This window comes from Neptunomonas sp., assembly GCF_016744175.1.
GTDB lineage: Bacteria > Pseudomonadota > Gammaproteobacteria > Pseudomonadales > Balneatricaceae > Neptunomonas.
On record NZ_JADGEV010000010.1, the window covers coordinates 61,171 to 77,567 of the forward strand.

Sequence of the window (16,397 nt, forward strand, 5' to 3'; positions counted from 1 at the left end):
TTCTTTTGTCACGGCTTCTGTTGTATTGCCTGTTACAGAGGGGGCTGCAAGTTTTTCTTCTGTTGCATTCGTAGCGTCAGCTGACCCAAGTACTGCTGCTGTTGTAAGTGCGGCAGCAACTTGTTCCGTTTCGGGCTTTAGTGCATCGGAATCGGCAACAAGCGTTCGGTCAGCTGATCGCTCAGTATTTCTGCGACGACGGCCACGATTGCGACTTCTTGGCTGCTCGGTAGTCGTTTCTTCAGAGGATTCTTCAGATGTTTTTACGTTTTTGTTGTTCTCTGATGATTTATCAGTTTTCTCATCGCTGTTTTTGCGTGTGCGGCGACGGCGGCGAGGCTTTCCGTTTTTGTCATCGTCAGATTGCTCTGGGGCAGTTGATGCGCTAGCAACGCCAACGGCTTGAGGAGCCAGCTCTGAAGTCACTGTAATAACTTCGTCTTGCTGCTTATTAGAGCGGTTACGTTCTGAGTTATCACGGCCATTACGACGAGGTTTGCGGTTGCGTTGGTTATCCCTAGAGCCGTCTCGTGAATTGCCTCTTTTGTTGCTGCTTTCTTTTTTTGCAGGTTTGGCTGGGCTTGCCTGTTCTACTTTCTTTTCTTCAGCACCAAAAAGAGATTTGAGAATAGCTACAATCCTACTGCCAATACCAGCGGGCTGAGCTGTTGGTTTTGCAACAGATTTGGCTGGTGTCTGGCTGCTTGCTGCAGGAGCTGTTGGTGCGCTTGTAGGTTCTGCTTCACTAGGGGCAGGAGATGCTGGTGTTACACTTCTAACCGCCGCTAGTTCACGTTTAACCGGCGCTGCGCGAGCAGTCTCTTCCGCTTCCGTCTCTGGCTCAGGTTGTAGAGTGTAGCTTGCATCGTTAATTGTAGTAATCGTGTGGTCATCCCTTAAGCGGACCACTTCATAATGAGGTGTTTCCATATTAGGGTTAGGCACGATAACAACACGAACGTCATGGCGTAGTTCAATGTCATGAACAATACGTCGTTTTTCATTGAGCAAGTATGTAGCAACAGTAACAGGCAAAATTGCTCTGATTTGTGCAGTGCGATCCTTTGATGACTCTTCTTCAATAAGGCGCATGATAGATAGAGCTAAAGATTCGGTATCGCGTATAGAGCCTTGTCCATTACAGCGAGGGCATACAACACCACGACTTTCTGTGAGGGAAGGGCGTAGTCGTTGGCGAGACATTTCTAATAAGCCAAAACGAGAGATGCGACCCATTTGTACGCGGGCGCGATCAAGCTTTAATGCGTTTAGTAACTTCTCTTCAACAGCGCGTTGGTTTTTGATAGGTGTCATGTCGATAAAATCGATAACAACTAAACCACCAATGTCGCGTAAACGAAGCTGGCGTGAAACTTCTTCAGCTGCTTCAAGGTTAGTCTGTAGAGCTGTTTCTTCAATGTCTCCGCCGCGAGTTGCTCGGGCTGAGTTAACATCTACAGAAACGAGTGCCTCGGTTGGATCTATAACTATAGAGCCGCCAGAAGGTAGTTGTACTTCTCGCTCGAAAGCCGTTTCAATTTGGCTTTCGATTTGAAATCTATTAAAAAGTGGAGTCTGTTCTTTATATAGACGTAGTTTGCTCTCGTAAGAGGGCATAACTTGTTGAACGAACTGTAAAGCGTTTTGATAAACTTCTTCATCATCAATCAGGACTTCACCTATGTCGGCGCGTAGGTAGTCGCGTATGGCGCGAATAACAACATTGCTTTCCTGGTAAATCAAAAATGGAGAAGGTTTGTCGCTTGACTCTTTGATCGCATCCCAAAGTGTTTTTAGGTAATCAAGATCCCACTGTAGTTCTTGGGAGGAGCGTCCAACACCCGCAGTACGGACGATGATACCCATTTTGTCGGGGACGTTTACACCGTCAAGTGCTGCTTTTAGCTGTGTGCGCTCTTCGCCTTCTATGCGACGAGAAATTCCGCCAGCACGAGGGTTGTTAGGCATAAGAACAAGGTATCGACCAGCCAGGCTAATAAATGTGGTTAGAGCAGCACCTTTGTTGCCTCGCTCTTCTTTATCAACTTGAACAATAACTTCAGTGCCTTCTTTGACTACGTCGCGAATGCTCGGGCGATTGCCACGCTGAGGTTGTTTACTGAAGTAATCGCGAGAGATCTCTTTTAGCGGTAAAAAACCATGTCTATCAGAGCCGTAATCAACAAATGCGGCTTCTAAGCTTGGTTCTACGCGGGTTATTTTCCCTTTGTAGATGTTGGCTTTTTTCTGTTCACGGCTTTCAGATTCAATATCTAGGTCGTAGAGGCGCTGGCCGTCCACGAGTGCGACACGCAGCTCTTCTGGTTGAGTTGCGTTGATCAACATTCTTTTCATTTTAAATTATTTCTCTATTGCAGAGAGTGCAATCCATCCTGTCCGATCCGTCTGGTGAAAACGTTACACGATTCAATCATACGATACAGTTCAGTATTGAGGATGCCAGTATCTATAGATGATAGTACTGCGCAAATGCATCTGCGGTGGAGGAAAAAACAGCCATTATTGTTTTTCTAAGTGTTTGTGTCTGTGAGATGTAACCACAGGTTCTAGGCTGTTAATGCGTCTCCACCTCCAATCAAATCCAGCAGGAGATGTTCAGGGGTAATGCACTCTCTTAAAAACTTTAATTAATTCTGCCGTGCTGTTTAGTTATCATGTTAGATGCCAGGTTTAGATGTTTGCTAATCTGGGATGTGACACGAGTTTTACTATTACTAAGTCGTAACTGATATTAGTCGTAACGTAGATTCTACAAACGTGAGCATCAGCTAAAAAAATCACTTCTTAGCAGCTCATTATCTATTTTTTTAACAATAGCTAAAGCCAACAGCGTTCGGCGACGCTACAATATAGCAGCTAACCCATACAGCATCAATCGAGAACACAATTTCCTCAATGTCAGATACTAATCCATCCGCTAATATAAGCGTTCGCTATATCGAAGTAGAAGAAGATCAAGCGGGGCAGCGCATTGATAATTTTTTGCGCACTGCCTTAAAAGGCGTTCCTAAGAGCATGATCTATCGCATTATTAGAAAAGGCGAAGTTCGTGTTAATAAGAAGAGAATAAAGCCTGATGGCCGTATTCAGGGTGGCGATTTGGTGCGAATACCGCCTATTCGTGTATCTGAACCCAACGACGTTCCTATCGTAGGTAAAGCGCTGCTTGAGCTGCTAGAAGCGTCTGTCCTATATGAATCTAAGGCTCTTATAGTGATTAACAAGCCTTCTGGACTTGCGGTACACGGAGGTAGCGGTATAAATCTTGGGTTAATTGAAGCAATGCGCCAATTAAGACCAGATGAGCATTTTCTTGAGTTAGTTCATCGGCTTGATAGAGATACATCCGGCTGTATCATGATTGCAAAAAAGCGCAGTATGTTGCGCCATTTACATGAAGCCTTGCGCCAGAATCGCGTTAATAAAATTTATCATGCGTTGGTCGTAGGAAAATGGGAATCAAAAAATAATTCAGTTGATGCTCCTCTGCGCAAAAATGAGCTTCAATCTGGTGAACGGATTGTTAAAGTTCAACCTGATGGTAAGGCGTCACTCACGCGCTTTAAAGTATTACGCCGTTTTGCTCAAACTACATTAGTAGAAGCGAAGCCTGTAACGGGTAGAACTCATCAGATTCGTGTACATACGCAGTTCGCTGGACATCCTATTGTTGGAGATGAAAAATACGGTGTTGAGTCGATTAATCGAGATATGAAAAAGCAAGGCGTTCGTCGATTGTTTCTTCATTCTGCAATGTTGCAAGTAGCATTGCCAGAAGGTGAGACCTTGAATGTAAAAGCACCGTTAGAGTCTGCATTAAGTAGTGCGTTAGAAAGATTGGCTGCACAGCAAGATAAAGCATACCAGGAAGAATCTTAATGATAAAAGAGCAAGTTTATCGTTGCGCTGACCGGGTTTTGAGTAATGGAGAGCAACCAACTCCTGAGATGGTTAGTGCTGACTGTCAGATTAGTATAGATGATGCAGCATTATATTTAAGTGGTTGGAAGCAAGAGCTTCCAGCGCGTGTTAGCTTTGGTAGGAAAGATGTTTATGTGCCTGATGTACCTGATTCTTTAAGCTTGTCGTTTGGTCGCATATGGCAACAAGCTGTTGAAGAAGCAAGTATGCGTCTGCTCAGTGATCAAAAAGCAACGGGTACTCATATTGAAGAGGCAGGGCGTGTTTCAGATGACACTATTAAAGAGATGCAATACCGCCAACAAGATTTGGAAAACCGTTTACGCGAGCAGAACCAGAAAACAGGTGAACTAGCAGGCCATAATAAAGCGCTAGATGCAGAGCTATCTGTTTTAAAAACGGGGTTGGCTTCAGAAACAACCATGCGAAAGCAAGAAGAGCAGATCAGGTCAAACGTTGAGCACGAATTGGCTCATTTGCGTAAAACCTATGAAGATTCTAAGCGGACATTTGATCAGCGTATAAAAGATGAGCAGAGACATATGCTGGACTCTGTTAGTAAGGCTGATGTTGATGTTAGGTATTATAAGAACGCATTAGAGAAGCTTCGTGATGAAGTAGGTAAGAAAGAGTCAATTTTAACTAAGTCTATTCATGACATAAAAGCAGAAGTTGCTAAAAAAGATGTCAAAATTGATACGCAACGTTCTCAACTGCGCAGCCAAGAGGCTGAGTTGAAACTGCTTAAGCAGGATGTTGCAGCTCAAAGCCGTGAATTAGTGCGGTGTACTTCATCATTATTGGCTGAAACAAATAAATCTAAGCGTTTGGATGATAAAGCGCGTGAGTTAGACAACGAGATTAAGCGCCTGAATCAAAAGCAATACAATTCAGCGACTGACTGGAGCCGCCGTGAAAATAACTTGCGTAAAGAAGTAAAAGACAAGGATGATGAATTAATTAGAACATTGTCGCGCCTGACCAGTCTTGAGAAACGAATTATTGCTCAAGATGAAGAGCTGCGCCGTTTAAATTCACGCTTGTAGATGACGAAAGATTAACTCCTTATTCTTTACAGTTATAATAGAGAGTAGTAATAATAGTATGGGTAGTATAGATAAGATTAAATTAAGCGGAATGCTATTATGAAGCTGCAACAATTACGTTATATTTGGGAAGTCTCGCGTCATGATCTGAATGTTTCTGCGACAGCTCAGAGTCTGTACACATCGCAACCCGGTATCAGTAAGCAAATTCGCTTGTTAGAAGATGAGCTGGGTGTTGAGGTGTTTGCTCGCAGCGGAAAGCATTTAACGCGTGTGACACCCGCCGGTGAGGCCATACTCGAAGTCGCTGGTCAAATATTACAAAAAGTAGAAGGCATTAAGCAAGTCGCTCAAGAATTCAGTGATGAAAAGAAAGGTAGTTTGGCAGTCGCCACAACTCATACACAAGCTAGATACGCTTTGCCTAAAACAATAACTGAATTTATAAAATCTTACCCTGATGTTTCATTGCATATGCATCAAGGTACTCCTATGCAAATTTCAGAGATGGCTGCCGATGGCACTGTCGATTTTGCGATTGCTACTGAAGCCATGACGCATTTTTCTGACCTGATCATGATGCCGTGCTACCGCTGGAATCGTTCAGTTATAGTGCCAAAAGACCATCCATTGACCCAGGTCTCTAAGCTGACACTTAAAGATATTGCAGATTACCCGATAGTCACGTATGTATTTGGTTTTACCGGACGCTCTAAGCTTGACGATGCTTTTGCTCAAGAAGGATTGGAGCCTAAAGTTGTTTTCACTGCGGTTGACTCTGATGTTATTAAAGCATATGTACGCCTTAATCTTGGCGTCGGCATTGTCGCTACAATGGCTTATGAACCTGAAGTTGATAAAGACTTAGTGGTGCTAGATGCTAGTCATTTGTTTGAGCCCAGCACCACTAAAATAGGCTTTCGCAAAGGAACGTTCCTTCGCGGCTATATGTATGACTTCATACATTTATTTGCGCCTCATCTTACCAAAGATGTTATTAGGCAGGTGTTAGAGTGTGGTAGTCGTGCTGAAATAGACGAGATTTTTGCCCATCAGGAATTGCCCGATCTTTAATGGGTAGGTTTGTGTTTATCAATTATGCTTATGTTATGGCGAGCTAGACTAGAGTCTGAATTGTAGGCTTTGCTATAACAGGTTAAATTGCGTTCTTTTTTGTTAGAAATTTATCGTGGAGGAGATGCTTGTGGAACTGGCTTGTCTTGATTTAGAAGGTGTACTAATTCCTGAGATTTGGATAGCGTTTGCTGAAGAAACCGGAATAGATGAATTAAAGGCTACAACTCGCGATATTCCTGACTATGATGTGCTAATGAAGCAGCGTTTACGCATCTTGGATGAGCATGGTCTGACATTACCGCAAATTCAAGCAACAATAAGTCGGTTGACGCCTCTTGAGGGTGCTCGTGAATTTATTGACTGGTTGCGCGAACGCTTTCAGGTTGTCATTTTGTCGGATACTTTCTACGACTTTGCCGAGCCCTTGATGAAACAGTTGGGCTATCCTACTTTGCTATGCCATAAGCTAGAAGTGGATGATAGTGGCCGGATAACAGACTATACATTGCGTCAGAAAGACCCAAAACGTCAATCAGTAAGAGCTTTTCAATTGCTAAACTACCGTGTGATTGCGGCAGGTGATTCTTATAATGACACAACAATGTTAACGCAGGCGGAAACAGGAATTTTGTTTCACTCTCCGCAAAATGTTATCGACGAATTTCCGCAGTTTCCAGCAGTTCATACTTTTGAAGATCTAAAAAAACAATTCTTGAAAGCGAGCCTGCGAAATTTAACGCTTTAGCTTCTTATACTGCTTGCTGGGAGTCTTGCTAGTAGACTTCTAGTGGCAAATTAATGATTAGTTGTTAACATAGTTTGTTCGCCTTTCTGACATTTCCTTCGTAATCAAAAATCCTTGTTTGAATGCGCCAGAAGTTGCCTTTTTTTCGGGCGATTACAAAATCAGGGTGTGTTATCAGCAGGCTGTTCTCTGCTACCTCCTTTGCTGTCTTAAACGCCCTTGGGCTAATGCTGTTTAAGAGACGTCGACCAAATAACTTATTAAATACACCTCTTTGAGCTTTTGAGCTGAAGTTGAAACTTTCTTTTAATGTTTCTCCGTGTTCATCATGATAAATCACGGATACTTTTTCTTCGTTTGTTTCAACGCTAATGCCTGCACAGCGCAGAATGAAAGCATCTTTGAGTTGTAAGGCTTTTTTTAATTGATCATCAGGGTCAGTTAGCGCTTCTTCGCACTGATGGCATTGCCGAGCGGCAATATCATTTTCTGCATCACAAATAGGGCAGCTTTTAAAACGAAAACGGTATTCGCAGCGCTTAATAAGCCCGCTTTTATTTTTTTCTGCTTTTTGGCAGCGGCGTCCAAAGTGTTCTATGATTTGTCCGTTAGTATCTTTTTTTCCCCAGAAAATATTAGCAAACTCACATAGTGGGCAAAATACTTGTACGGGTTCTGAGTCTGAATCTGGTTTCGGCTTTCCTATTTCCGGGTGATGAAGATTAAAGTTATTACCCGCATAATCGATGATAAGGCAATCTGACTTTCCTGGAGATAACCGCAAGCCGCGACCAATGATTTGTTGGTACAAACTAACGGATTGTGTAGGGCGTAATAAAGCGATCATATCTACATGTGGAGCGTCAAAGCCTGTTGTTAAAACAGATACATTCACCATGTACTTGAGTTCTTGGCGTTTAAATCTCTGAATGTAATTGTCTCTGTCAGCGCTGGGGGTGTCGCCAGTAATGAGCGCTGTTAGTTCATTAGGTAGATATGAGGTGATTTCTTTCGCATGCATGACCGTCGCTGCAAAAATCATTATGCCGCGGCGGTTTTTAGCATATTCCTCAACTTGCAGAATAATGGCTTGGGTGACGCGCTTGCATCGCGTTAATAAGTCATTTACAGGCTTTTCGGGCAGGTTCCCAGAAGAGGATGGGGTGATCGCAGAAAAGTCGTATTGTGCGATGGCTGCATCAATTATGTTCGGCGGTGTTAGGTAGCCGTTCGATATCATTTGCCTTAAAGGCAGTTCATAAATGCATTGGATAAAGGGGCGAGGAGTATCGCTTCGAATATAACCCCGGTAGTGAAATTGATAGATCCACCCTAGACCCATTCGGTAGGGTGTTGCTGTCAGGCCAAGTACTTTAAGGTTTGGGTTTATGCTTTTTAAATGTGAAATGGTTTTTAGGTACTGACTGTCTTGTTCTTCACTTAGCCGGTGGCACTCATCTATTATGAGCAAAGAGCATGGAGTGTTGAGTGACGATAAATTCCTAGAAATGGATTGAACACTGGCAAACGTGATTTGTTCTTGCGTATTTTTTTGCTTTAGACCAGCAGAGTAAATGCCTGCCTTAATGTCTAGTTCGCAGAATTTTTTATGATTTTGTTCTACCAACTCTTTTACATGAGCGAGAACTAGTACGCGTCCTCGCGCTTTTTGAGCGAGAGCAGCAATAATTAGACTTTTTCCTGCGCCTGTTGGTAAAACAATGACTGCGGAGTCATTGCTATTGCGAAAGTGTTGGATTGTTAGATCAACAGCTTCTTTTTGGTAATCTCTGAGTGTGAAAGGTTTCATTTGCGAAGCATACGTATATTGCTAGCAGAGTAAAAGTCTCAATAGTGTCTTGTGGTATTAACTGGCCGTTATGCAGCAGCACTCAAAAAGTTACTATTGATGTTGCTTAAAATACATCTGATAAAGTACAGCGGTTATTTTTTGAGCAATAGGTAGGGGCTTATAAGCAGGAATAGTATGTTGATATCTTTGATATGTTGAATTAGTTGGGCATTTTTTATAATACTTTTTGTTATTTATTAAAGTATTGCTATGCTGAATTGATTGAAATAGATAATGAAGGAATATTATGGCAGCTGAGTTGAAAGAGCTTGTTTTAGAGCACTCTGGGTTTGATGCAGCAATATCAGGTGGGAACGGTCGCTCTATTGATTCAGCTATCATCATTCATCAAGATGGAGTGCATGACAAGCGAACCGTACAAAAAGCCGTTCTTTGGGCTTTAGGGCGCCATAAGGATTTGAGCTGGGATGTGCTCTCAGACGCTCAAGAAGAAAGTAATGGAAGGTATTATGAGTCTATGCTGTTAGATGTTCGAGTTATGAATGACTTTGGCAAAGTGCAAAGAGGGAAGCAAACTATATATTTTGATATTACTGAGCTTATGAGTTGTTAGTCATTTATATTGATAATTAACTAAGAACCCATTCAACAATTCGTATTGCGTCATTTTCTAAGTTGCGCTGTACATTTTTCCCCATGAGAGTGAACTCAGAACCCAAAATCATGCTAGGAGAGACCACAGGTGTTTGTGGTTTTTTCTGTTTGTTGGTTTGGCGGTTTCTCCATGATAGGGCTTCTGCAGTCCAATCTTCCATCGACCTAATGGTCAGGGATGTAGAGTTAACTAAATCATTCATATCTCTTGTGCTGATTAGATGAGATAGCGCGGGGTGGCGTGCCCAAGGTACTGGGAATTGCATTGTTTCATGGTGATTTCCAGTGAGGACTTCATGGAGAATAATATGGCCGCCAGGTATAAGTATTCGTTGGCACTCTTTTAATGCACTAATCTTATCAGGCATGTTTAATAAACTGTGTTGCAAAATAATTAAATCAAACGACTGATCTGCAAATGGAAGCTGTTGTCCGTTACCTGTGACAATCATCGACGGTGAGGACTTATCATGGAGTTTGTTTAACTGTCGGTTTATTTTATTGAGCTTATGAGTGATATCTAAACCGACATAAAACGCAGGGTAATGATTCTTGCAAACGCGTAATAACCCCCCAAGACCGCTTCCAATATCAAGAACCTTTGATGCTTTAAAATCGATTAACCGTTGACTCAGCTTTTCAGAGGCTTTTATGCCACCTATGTGGAGCTGGTCGATTGGGGCTAGGTGATATAGGTTAGGACCGTCAGGGTAAGCAGTATTGAGGCGGCTTATTATCTTTTCACTTTGAAGGCTTTGGCTGTAATGTGAATCAATGCTTGTCATACGGATCTACCATACGGGTATCTATGTATTCTAGATGATAACGTAAAACCTGGGGTGCTGCTATGAGACCTGTGCTATATCGCTACTTCCGGATGAAGTGGCGGTATAGAGACAGATAGATATTCTATACTGTAAAAAATTAAGTGTATTATTGAAAGTTCTGGGTTGTTTAACATGCTGTTGGTCTAGCAAATTATTATTGGTAGTGGTTACTAAATGTCTTTTAAAAAAATACTATTGTTATCGTCATTAATTGGCTTTATTGCAGGGTGTTCTGGATATGCTGCTTCAGAAAATCAGATTGGTCATACGCTATCGATTCAAAGCCTTAAATTTTTGCCTAGCAAAGTATCGGAAACGTCTGGTTTAGGGCACCACGGTGGTTATTTTTGGACGATAAATGATAGTGGTGGTAAGAGTGCAGTTTATGCTTTTAACCAACAGAGTTATAAATATGCTAAGCGAGTTAATGTTGAAGGAGCAAAGAATATTGATTGGGAGTCATTAGCTCAGGATGATAAGAGTTTATATATTGCAGATTGTGGCAACAATAAAGGCAAACGAAAAAAACTAGCTATTTACAAGGTTGGTTGGAAAAAGCTAATTAAAGCGAAGCATAAAGGTAAAGTCTCATCTAAAAAAATAAGCTTTAGTTATGCTGATAGAGATAATTCTGATGTTGGAAAACAGCATAATTTTGATTGTGAGGCGTTGACGGTCGTTGGTGATAAGCTTTGGTTATTTACCAAGAACAGAGGCGACTTACAGACTCGATTATATGCCTTAGATAAGAATAAATCTAAGCAAAAGATAACACCCTTGGTTACATTGCCTGTATCAGGGCTGATTACAGCAGCTGATTATGACGAAAAGAATAATAAGCTAGTGCTTTTGGGATACCAAAAAGCGAGTGTGTTCGGTAAATCGTTTATTTGGGTTGTCGATATTGAGGCGGGTTTGCCTGTATGGAAACGTGCTACCTACCATACTATTTTGCCGTATGGGCAATGGGAATCGGTTATGTGGGAAACACCTGAGTCTTTATTGCTAACGTCAGAGAAGAGTCCGCTGGGTGCTCAGCAAGTGGGTCGGATACGCTTGAATGATTAAGATCTAGCCATCATGTTTTAAATGGTGCCTCATTTGTCACATAGCGTGATGATTTGCATTATAATATCAGTCTGCTCAGCAGGGCAGTTATTACTCATTCATCAGGAATACATCAGTAGATCATGCTTCAGATTTATAACACTCTCACTAAGCAAAAAGCCCCTTTTACGCCGCTGGTAGAAGGCCGTATTAATATGTATGTTTGTGGCATCACAGTATACGATTATTGTCATATTGGGCATGCAAGAGTAATGGTGTGTTTTGATGTCATTACCCGATATCTGCGCTCTCGTGGTTGGGATGTGAATTACATTCGAAATATTACAGATGTTGATGATAAAATTATCAAAAGAGCCTCAGAAAATAGTGAAACCGTTGAAAAGTTAACTGAGCGAATGATAGATGCAATGCATGAAGATGAGGATGCATTATCTGTTTTACGTCCAAATCAAGAGCCTAAAGCAACAGCGCATATCGATGAAATTATCGAATTGGTAAGTACCTTAATCAATAAAGGTTTCGCTTATCCCGCATCAAATGGCGATGTATATTATCGAGTAGAGAAATTTGCTGAATATGGAAAACTAACAAATCAGAACATTGAAGAGCTTCGTTCTGGTTCTCGTGTTGAGGTGGAAGAAGCTAAGGAAAGTCCACTAGATTTCGTTTTATGGAAGGCTGTAAAACCTGGTGAGGTTAGCTGGGATTCTCCATGGGGTGCGGGTCGCCCAGGTTGGCATATAGAATGCTCGGCCATGTCTAAGTGTTGCCTAGGTGACACATTTGATATTCATGGCGGTGGTCCTGACTTGCCATTTCCGCATCATGAAAATGAGATAGCTCAGTCCGAGGCTGCCAATGGTTGCACGTATGCAAATTACTGGATGCATGCAGGACCCGTACGTGTAAATAGTGAGAAGATGTCTAAGTCTTTGGGGAATTTCTTTACGATTAGAGATGTCTTGAAGAAGTATGATCCTGAGGTGGTGCGCTTTTTCTTAGCGCGTGTACACTATCGTAGCTATATCGATTATAGCGAAGACAGTCTTAAAGAAGCGCGGGTTATGCTTGAGCGTTTTTATCAGGCCTTAAATGGCGTCGCTAAGTGTGAGTATTCGCAGAAAGACATTGATCAATTAAGCATTGAGACGTTTGAGCAGCGTTTTATCGACGCGATGGATGATGATTTTAATACCCCTAAAGCTATTTCAGTTTTGTTTGAAATGGTAAATGAGCTAAATAAGCTTAAGAAAACATCTGAAGCGGGTGCTGCAATAATGGCCTATAAGATTTCAGAATTAGGTGGTGTGATTGGCTTGTTGCAACAGAATCCAGATGTTTTCTTGAAAGGAGAAGGTAAAGAAGGCGAGTTGGATGCCGATAGTATCGAAGCGTTAATTCAGAAGCGGGTTTGTGCTAAAGCAAATAAAGATTATGCGGAGTCTGATCGAATTCGTGATGAATTAGCGGCTCAGGGCGTTGTTCTTAAGGACAGTCGAGAGGGAACTACTTGGTTTCGCGAAAGCTAAATAGGTTGGCAGGTTGTTAATTATTTAAAAAAGCGAGCATGGCGCTCGCTTTTTAATTGCCTATAAAAAGAAGGGGCTTGTTTAGTCGGTACTTGAAGCTGCTTCTAGCGTGTTTTCCATTAAACAGGCAACTGTCATGGGGCCAACACCGCCGGGCACTGGTGTGATCCAGCCTGCGTTTTGGGCCGCGGCATCATAGTCGACATCGCCAACTAATCGTCCATCATCAAGACGGTTAATACCTACATCAATAACGATAGCATCCTTCTTGATCCATTCACCTTTTACAATGCCGGGTTTGCCTACACCAACAACAACAATGTCTGCTCGCTTAACATGGAAAGCCAGATCGCGTGTAAAACGATGAGTTGTTGTAACGGTGCAGCCTGCAAGCAATAGTTCAAGAGACATTGGACGGCCAACAATGTTGGAGGCACCCACGACGACAGCTTCTTGGCCATGTAAGCCAATATTGGTGGACTCAAGTAGTTTCATTACGCCTTTGGGCGTGCAGGGGCGTAGTGCTGGAAGGCGTTGAGCTAGCCTTCCAAGATTAAAAGGGTGAAACCCGTCAACATCTTTTTTGGGCTGGATACGCTCTAAAATTTCATTACTATTTAGTTCTTCGGGTAGTGGGAGCTGTACTAAAATGCCGTCAACATCAGGATTTGCATTAAGCTGATCAACTAAGGAAAGTAGATATTGTTGCGAGGTGTCAGATGGGAGATCATATGAAAGTGACTCGATACCCACCTCTATGCAGGCATTTTTTTTATTGCGGACATAGACATGAGAAGCGGGATCATCACCAACAATAACAACAGCCAGGCAAGGGGCGCGTTTACCTTCTTTCAGTCTAATCTGTATTTTTTCTGCTACCTGTCGACGTACGTCGGCAGCTATTTGTTTTCCGTCAATAATCTGTGCGGTCATTGTTTTAGGTGATCCCTGATGCTGGCTTTGTATCAAAACAGCGCGGATTTTCTCATGTTAGAGCTCTGCGGCCAAGTAGGCGATAGGTGATTAGAGATAAGAAGATGATTTTTGCATTGAGTTTCAAAAAAATATTGACGATGTGCGAGTGCTCCTTTAGGATACGCGCTCCTTTATGAGGCCTTTGAATCTCGGTTCAGCAGCAGGGCCTCATAAAGGTTCAGGATATCTTGGTATCTGTAGTGCCCATAGCTCAACTGGATAGAGCAACGCCCTTCTAAGGCGTAGGTTGTAGGTTCGAGTCCTACTGGGCGCACCAGTTACTTCTTAAGTGATCCTCTTCGTATAACGATATTCTCTGTTAAATCTTCCTCTCGTATTTCTGATATAACACTTCAACATTTATAAAATCTATCTTTATGGCGCTGTGTGTGACGCCGATGGTTTGAATAACCTTAAGCGATTGGCATTACCAACGACGGTTGCTGATGAAAATGCCATGGCAGCACCGGCAATAATGGGGCTTAAAAGAATTCCAGTGAATGGAAATAATATTCCTGCCGCAATGGGGATGCCAATACTGTTGTAAATGAAGGCTCCGAAAAGGTTCTGGCGAATATTCTTTAGTGTAGCTTTTGATAACTCAACTGCGTCTGCAATGCTATGTATTGAGTTGCGTAAAAGCACCATGTCAGCACTTTCAATTGCTATATCAGTACCATTTCCAATGGCGAATCCTACATCAGCGAGTGCTAATGCGGGGGCGTCATTTATGCCATCGCCAGCCATGGCAACAATTTTACCTTGCTGTTGAAGGGCTTTAACTTTATTTGTTTTATCTTCAGGCGTGGTTTCTGCTATGAAGTCATCAATGCCTGCTTGTTTTGCAATAGCGGCTGCTGTGTTCTGATTATCTCCCGTTAACATAACTATATTAATACCAATATTTCGCAATCGCTTAATAGCGGTAGCTGAGTCTGCTCTTATAGGGTCTGCAACGGCAAGAATGCCTAAAAGCCTTCCGTCAGCTGCAAGGTAGATGAGCGTATGCGCAGTAGTTGTTATGCTTGAGTTGATTGCGGCCTCAGTATCTACGTTATTCTCATGCATGTATGCGAGATTGCCGAGTAGTAGGTGCTGCCCCTTAATGACGCCAGTTATTCCCCGGCCAGTAATTGACATAAATTGTTCTGCAGGAAGTAAGGGGAGGTGCTTGTTAATAGCAGCTTTAATGATGGCTTCACCTAAAGGGTGCTCTGACAACTGTTCTAGTGAAGCGGCGAGCGACAGTATATTATTTTCAGATGAGTTGATTGAAATGATACTGTTAAGCGTAGGAGATCCTTCGGTAATGGTGCCTGTCTTATCAAGGATGATAGTGTCGATATTTGACGCCGCTTGTAGTGCTTGTGCATTACGGATGAGGATCCCATGTTCAGCTGCTTTTCCGACACCCACCATGACGGACATGGGGGTCGCGAGGCCTAGTGCACAAGGGCAGGCAATAATCAGCACTGTTGTTGCACTTATTAGCATGTAAGCGGCCTTGGGTTCTGGACCAAAAAAGTACCAAAGTGCGGCGGTAATAAAGCTAATAAGAATAACTGAAGGCACGAAAATGGAAGAGATTTTATCGGCTAAGCGTGCAATAGCGGGTTTACTATTTTGTGCTTGTTTTATCATTTCTATAATGCGGCTAATCGTAGTTTCTTTTCCTACTTTTTCAGCTAAAATTAGTAGGCTGCCAGATTTATTGAGGGTTCCTTCAGATACATTGTCCCCCGGCCCTTTACTGGCAGGAACTGGCTCCCCTGTAAGCATTGATTCATCGATGTAGCTTTGCCCTTCAAGAACGATTCCGTCAGTAGGGATTTGCTCTCCCGGGCGAATGCGAATTTTATCGTTAATTAAGACAAGTTCCAGTGGTAGGGTTTGTTCTTTGTTGTTCCGGATGATGCAGGCTGTTTTAGGTTTTAAGTCTAGTAGTCGTTCTACTGCATTAGATGTTCTAGTGCGTGCTTTTAGCTCCATAGCCACACCAAGATTGACTAATCCAATAATCATAACGGCGGCTTCGAAGTAAATATGCCTAGCAGTATCAGGAAATAGTTGCGGGGCCAGCACGATAATCATTGAAAAAAGCCAAGCACTACCAGTGCCTATGGCTATTAATGTGTCCATTGTTGAGCTTCCGTTACGAAGCGCAATGAGAGCACCTGTAAAAAAGTGTTTCCCAGAAAAATACATGATGGCTAGAGTAAGAACGCCTATGGTGCCCCAGATGAATTGATCATTCGTAGTTTGGATGCTCATGCTGTCCATGAAAAATCCAGCAATCATCATGGGTATGCCGAGCGCAAGAGCTACGCCTGAGTGAGTTAGACGTTGAAGGTAAAGTGCTTTGTCTGCTTCTTTTTGTTTCAGTCTGTCTTGGGCATCGTTTTGTGAGAGTCTAGACTTATATCCGATATCATTAAGTTGACTAATAACTTTTTCAGGGTCAACAGAACCTGTGAAAAGAAGTCTGCGTTGAGGGAAGTTGACTTCAGCGCTTTCAATACCAGGAATATGAGAGGTGCACGTCTCAATTTTCTTTACACAGCCAGCGCATGATACGTTTTCAAGAATTAGAGTTGTGCTCATGATTGAAAGGGCCTTGTCAAATTGATGTAATCGCCTGTGTAAATTATATGCGATATTATTTGTGCTAGTTTAAACGTTACAGCAGCGGTAAGGTCAAACGCATACTGTCTGTTTAAATGT

Annotated in this window: 12 protein-coding genes and 1 tRNA gene; 8 read left to right on the top strand and 5 right to left on the bottom strand. The window is 42.5% G+C overall.

The annotated features are described in order from the left end of the window. Positions 1 to 2,355, bottom strand: a 2,355-nt coding sequence (rne, locus tag QZZ55_RS06520) for a ribonuclease E (RefSeq protein ID WP_293266540.1), incomplete at its 3' end; no start/stop codon positions are given. 561 nt (positions 2,356 to 2,916) lie between these two features. On the opposite strand from rne, the gene rluC reads away from it, so the two are divergent. From rluC to thrH, 4 genes are all read left to right on the top strand, one after another. Further along, positions 2,917 to 3,900 (top strand): 23S rRNA pseudouridine(955/2504/2580) synthase RluC, encoded by a 984-nt coding sequence (gene rluC, locus QZZ55_RS06525; RefSeq protein ID WP_293266541.1) that lies wholly within the window; start codon positions 2,917 to 2,919, stop codon positions 3,898 to 3,900. Continuing rightward, complete coding sequence (locus tag QZZ55_RS06530) at positions 3,900 to 4,988, top strand: DNA-binding protein (protein WP_293266542.1); 1,089 nt, start codon at positions 3,900 to 3,902, stop codon at positions 4,986 to 4,988. Before rluC ends, QZZ55_RS06530 begins: the two co-directional genes overlap by 1 nt. Positions 4,989 to 5,087: 99 nt before the next feature. Then, a complete protein-coding gene (gene cysB, locus QZZ55_RS06535; protein ID WP_293266543.1) occupies positions 5,088 to 6,062 on the top strand; it encodes an HTH-type transcriptional regulator CysB in 975 nt (324 codons plus the stop codon). 130 nt (positions 6,063 to 6,192) lie between these two features. After that, positions 6,193 to 6,810 carry a bifunctional phosphoserine phosphatase/homoserine phosphotransferase ThrH gene (gene thrH / locus QZZ55_RS06540; protein WP_293266544.1) on the top strand — a complete coding sequence of 206 codons (618 nt, stop codon included), beginning with the start codon at positions 6,193 to 6,195 and terminating at the stop codon, positions 6,808 to 6,810. Positions 6,811 to 6,874: 64 nt separating this feature from the next. On the opposite strand, the gene QZZ55_RS06545 is transcribed toward thrH, so the two are convergent. Next, positions 6,875 to 8,620 carry a DEAD/DEAH box helicase gene (locus QZZ55_RS06545; RefSeq protein ID WP_293266545.1) on the bottom strand — a complete coding sequence of 582 codons (1,746 nt, stop codon included), beginning with the start codon at positions 8,618 to 8,620 and terminating at the stop codon, positions 6,875 to 6,877. A gap of 289 nt (positions 8,621 to 8,909) precedes the next feature. On the opposite strand from QZZ55_RS06545, the gene QZZ55_RS06550 reads away from it, so the two are divergent. Next, the gene (locus QZZ55_RS06550; RefSeq protein ID WP_293266546.1) at positions 8,910 to 9,236 is read left to right on the top strand and encodes a hypothetical protein; all 327 of its coding nucleotides are present in this window, start codon (positions 8,910 to 8,912) and stop codon (positions 9,234 to 9,236) included. Between the two features lie 16 nt (positions 9,237 to 9,252). Here the strand turns inward: QZZ55_RS06550 and QZZ55_RS06555 are convergent, their stop codons facing one another. Beyond that, entirely contained in the window at positions 9,253 to 10,062 is an 810-nt protein-coding gene (locus QZZ55_RS06555; RefSeq protein WP_293266547.1) for a class I SAM-dependent methyltransferase, read from the bottom strand. A gap of 216 nt (positions 10,063 to 10,278) precedes the next feature. On the opposite strand from QZZ55_RS06555, the gene QZZ55_RS06560 reads away from it, so the two are divergent. Continuing rightward, positions 10,279 to 11,172: a hypothetical protein gene (locus QZZ55_RS06560; protein ID WP_293266548.1), complete on the top strand. Its 894-nt coding sequence runs from the start codon at positions 10,279 to 10,281 to the stop codon at positions 11,170 to 11,172. A 122-nt stretch (positions 11,173 to 11,294) separates the two neighbouring features. Next, on the top strand, positions 11,295 to 12,701 hold the full coding sequence (gene cysS / locus QZZ55_RS06565; RefSeq protein ID WP_293266549.1) for a cysteine--tRNA ligase: 1,407 nt from the start codon (positions 11,295 to 11,297) through the stop codon (positions 12,699 to 12,701). Between the two features lie 81 nt (positions 12,702 to 12,782). On the opposite strand, the gene folD is transcribed toward cysS, so the two are convergent. Further along, positions 12,783 to 13,634, bottom strand: a complete 852-nt coding sequence (gene folD, locus QZZ55_RS06570) for a bifunctional methylenetetrahydrofolate dehydrogenase/methenyltetrahydrofolate cyclohydrolase FolD (protein WP_293266550.1) — start codon at positions 13,632 to 13,634, stop codon at positions 12,783 to 12,785. Positions 13,635 to 13,876: 242 nt separating this feature from the next. Between folD and QZZ55_RS06575 the strand changes: the two genes are divergently transcribed. After that, a tRNA-Arg gene (locus QZZ55_RS06575) sits at positions 13,877 to 13,953 on the top strand. A 98-nt stretch (positions 13,954 to 14,051) separates the two neighbouring features. Here QZZ55_RS06575 and QZZ55_RS06580 read toward each other — a convergent pair. Continuing rightward, the gene (locus tag QZZ55_RS06580) at positions 14,052 to 16,277 is read right to left on the bottom strand and encodes a heavy metal translocating P-type ATPase (protein WP_293266551.1); all 2,226 of its coding nucleotides are present in this window, start codon (positions 16,275 to 16,277) and stop codon (positions 14,052 to 14,054) included. Between the last annotated feature and the right edge of the window lie 120 nt (positions 16,278 to 16,397).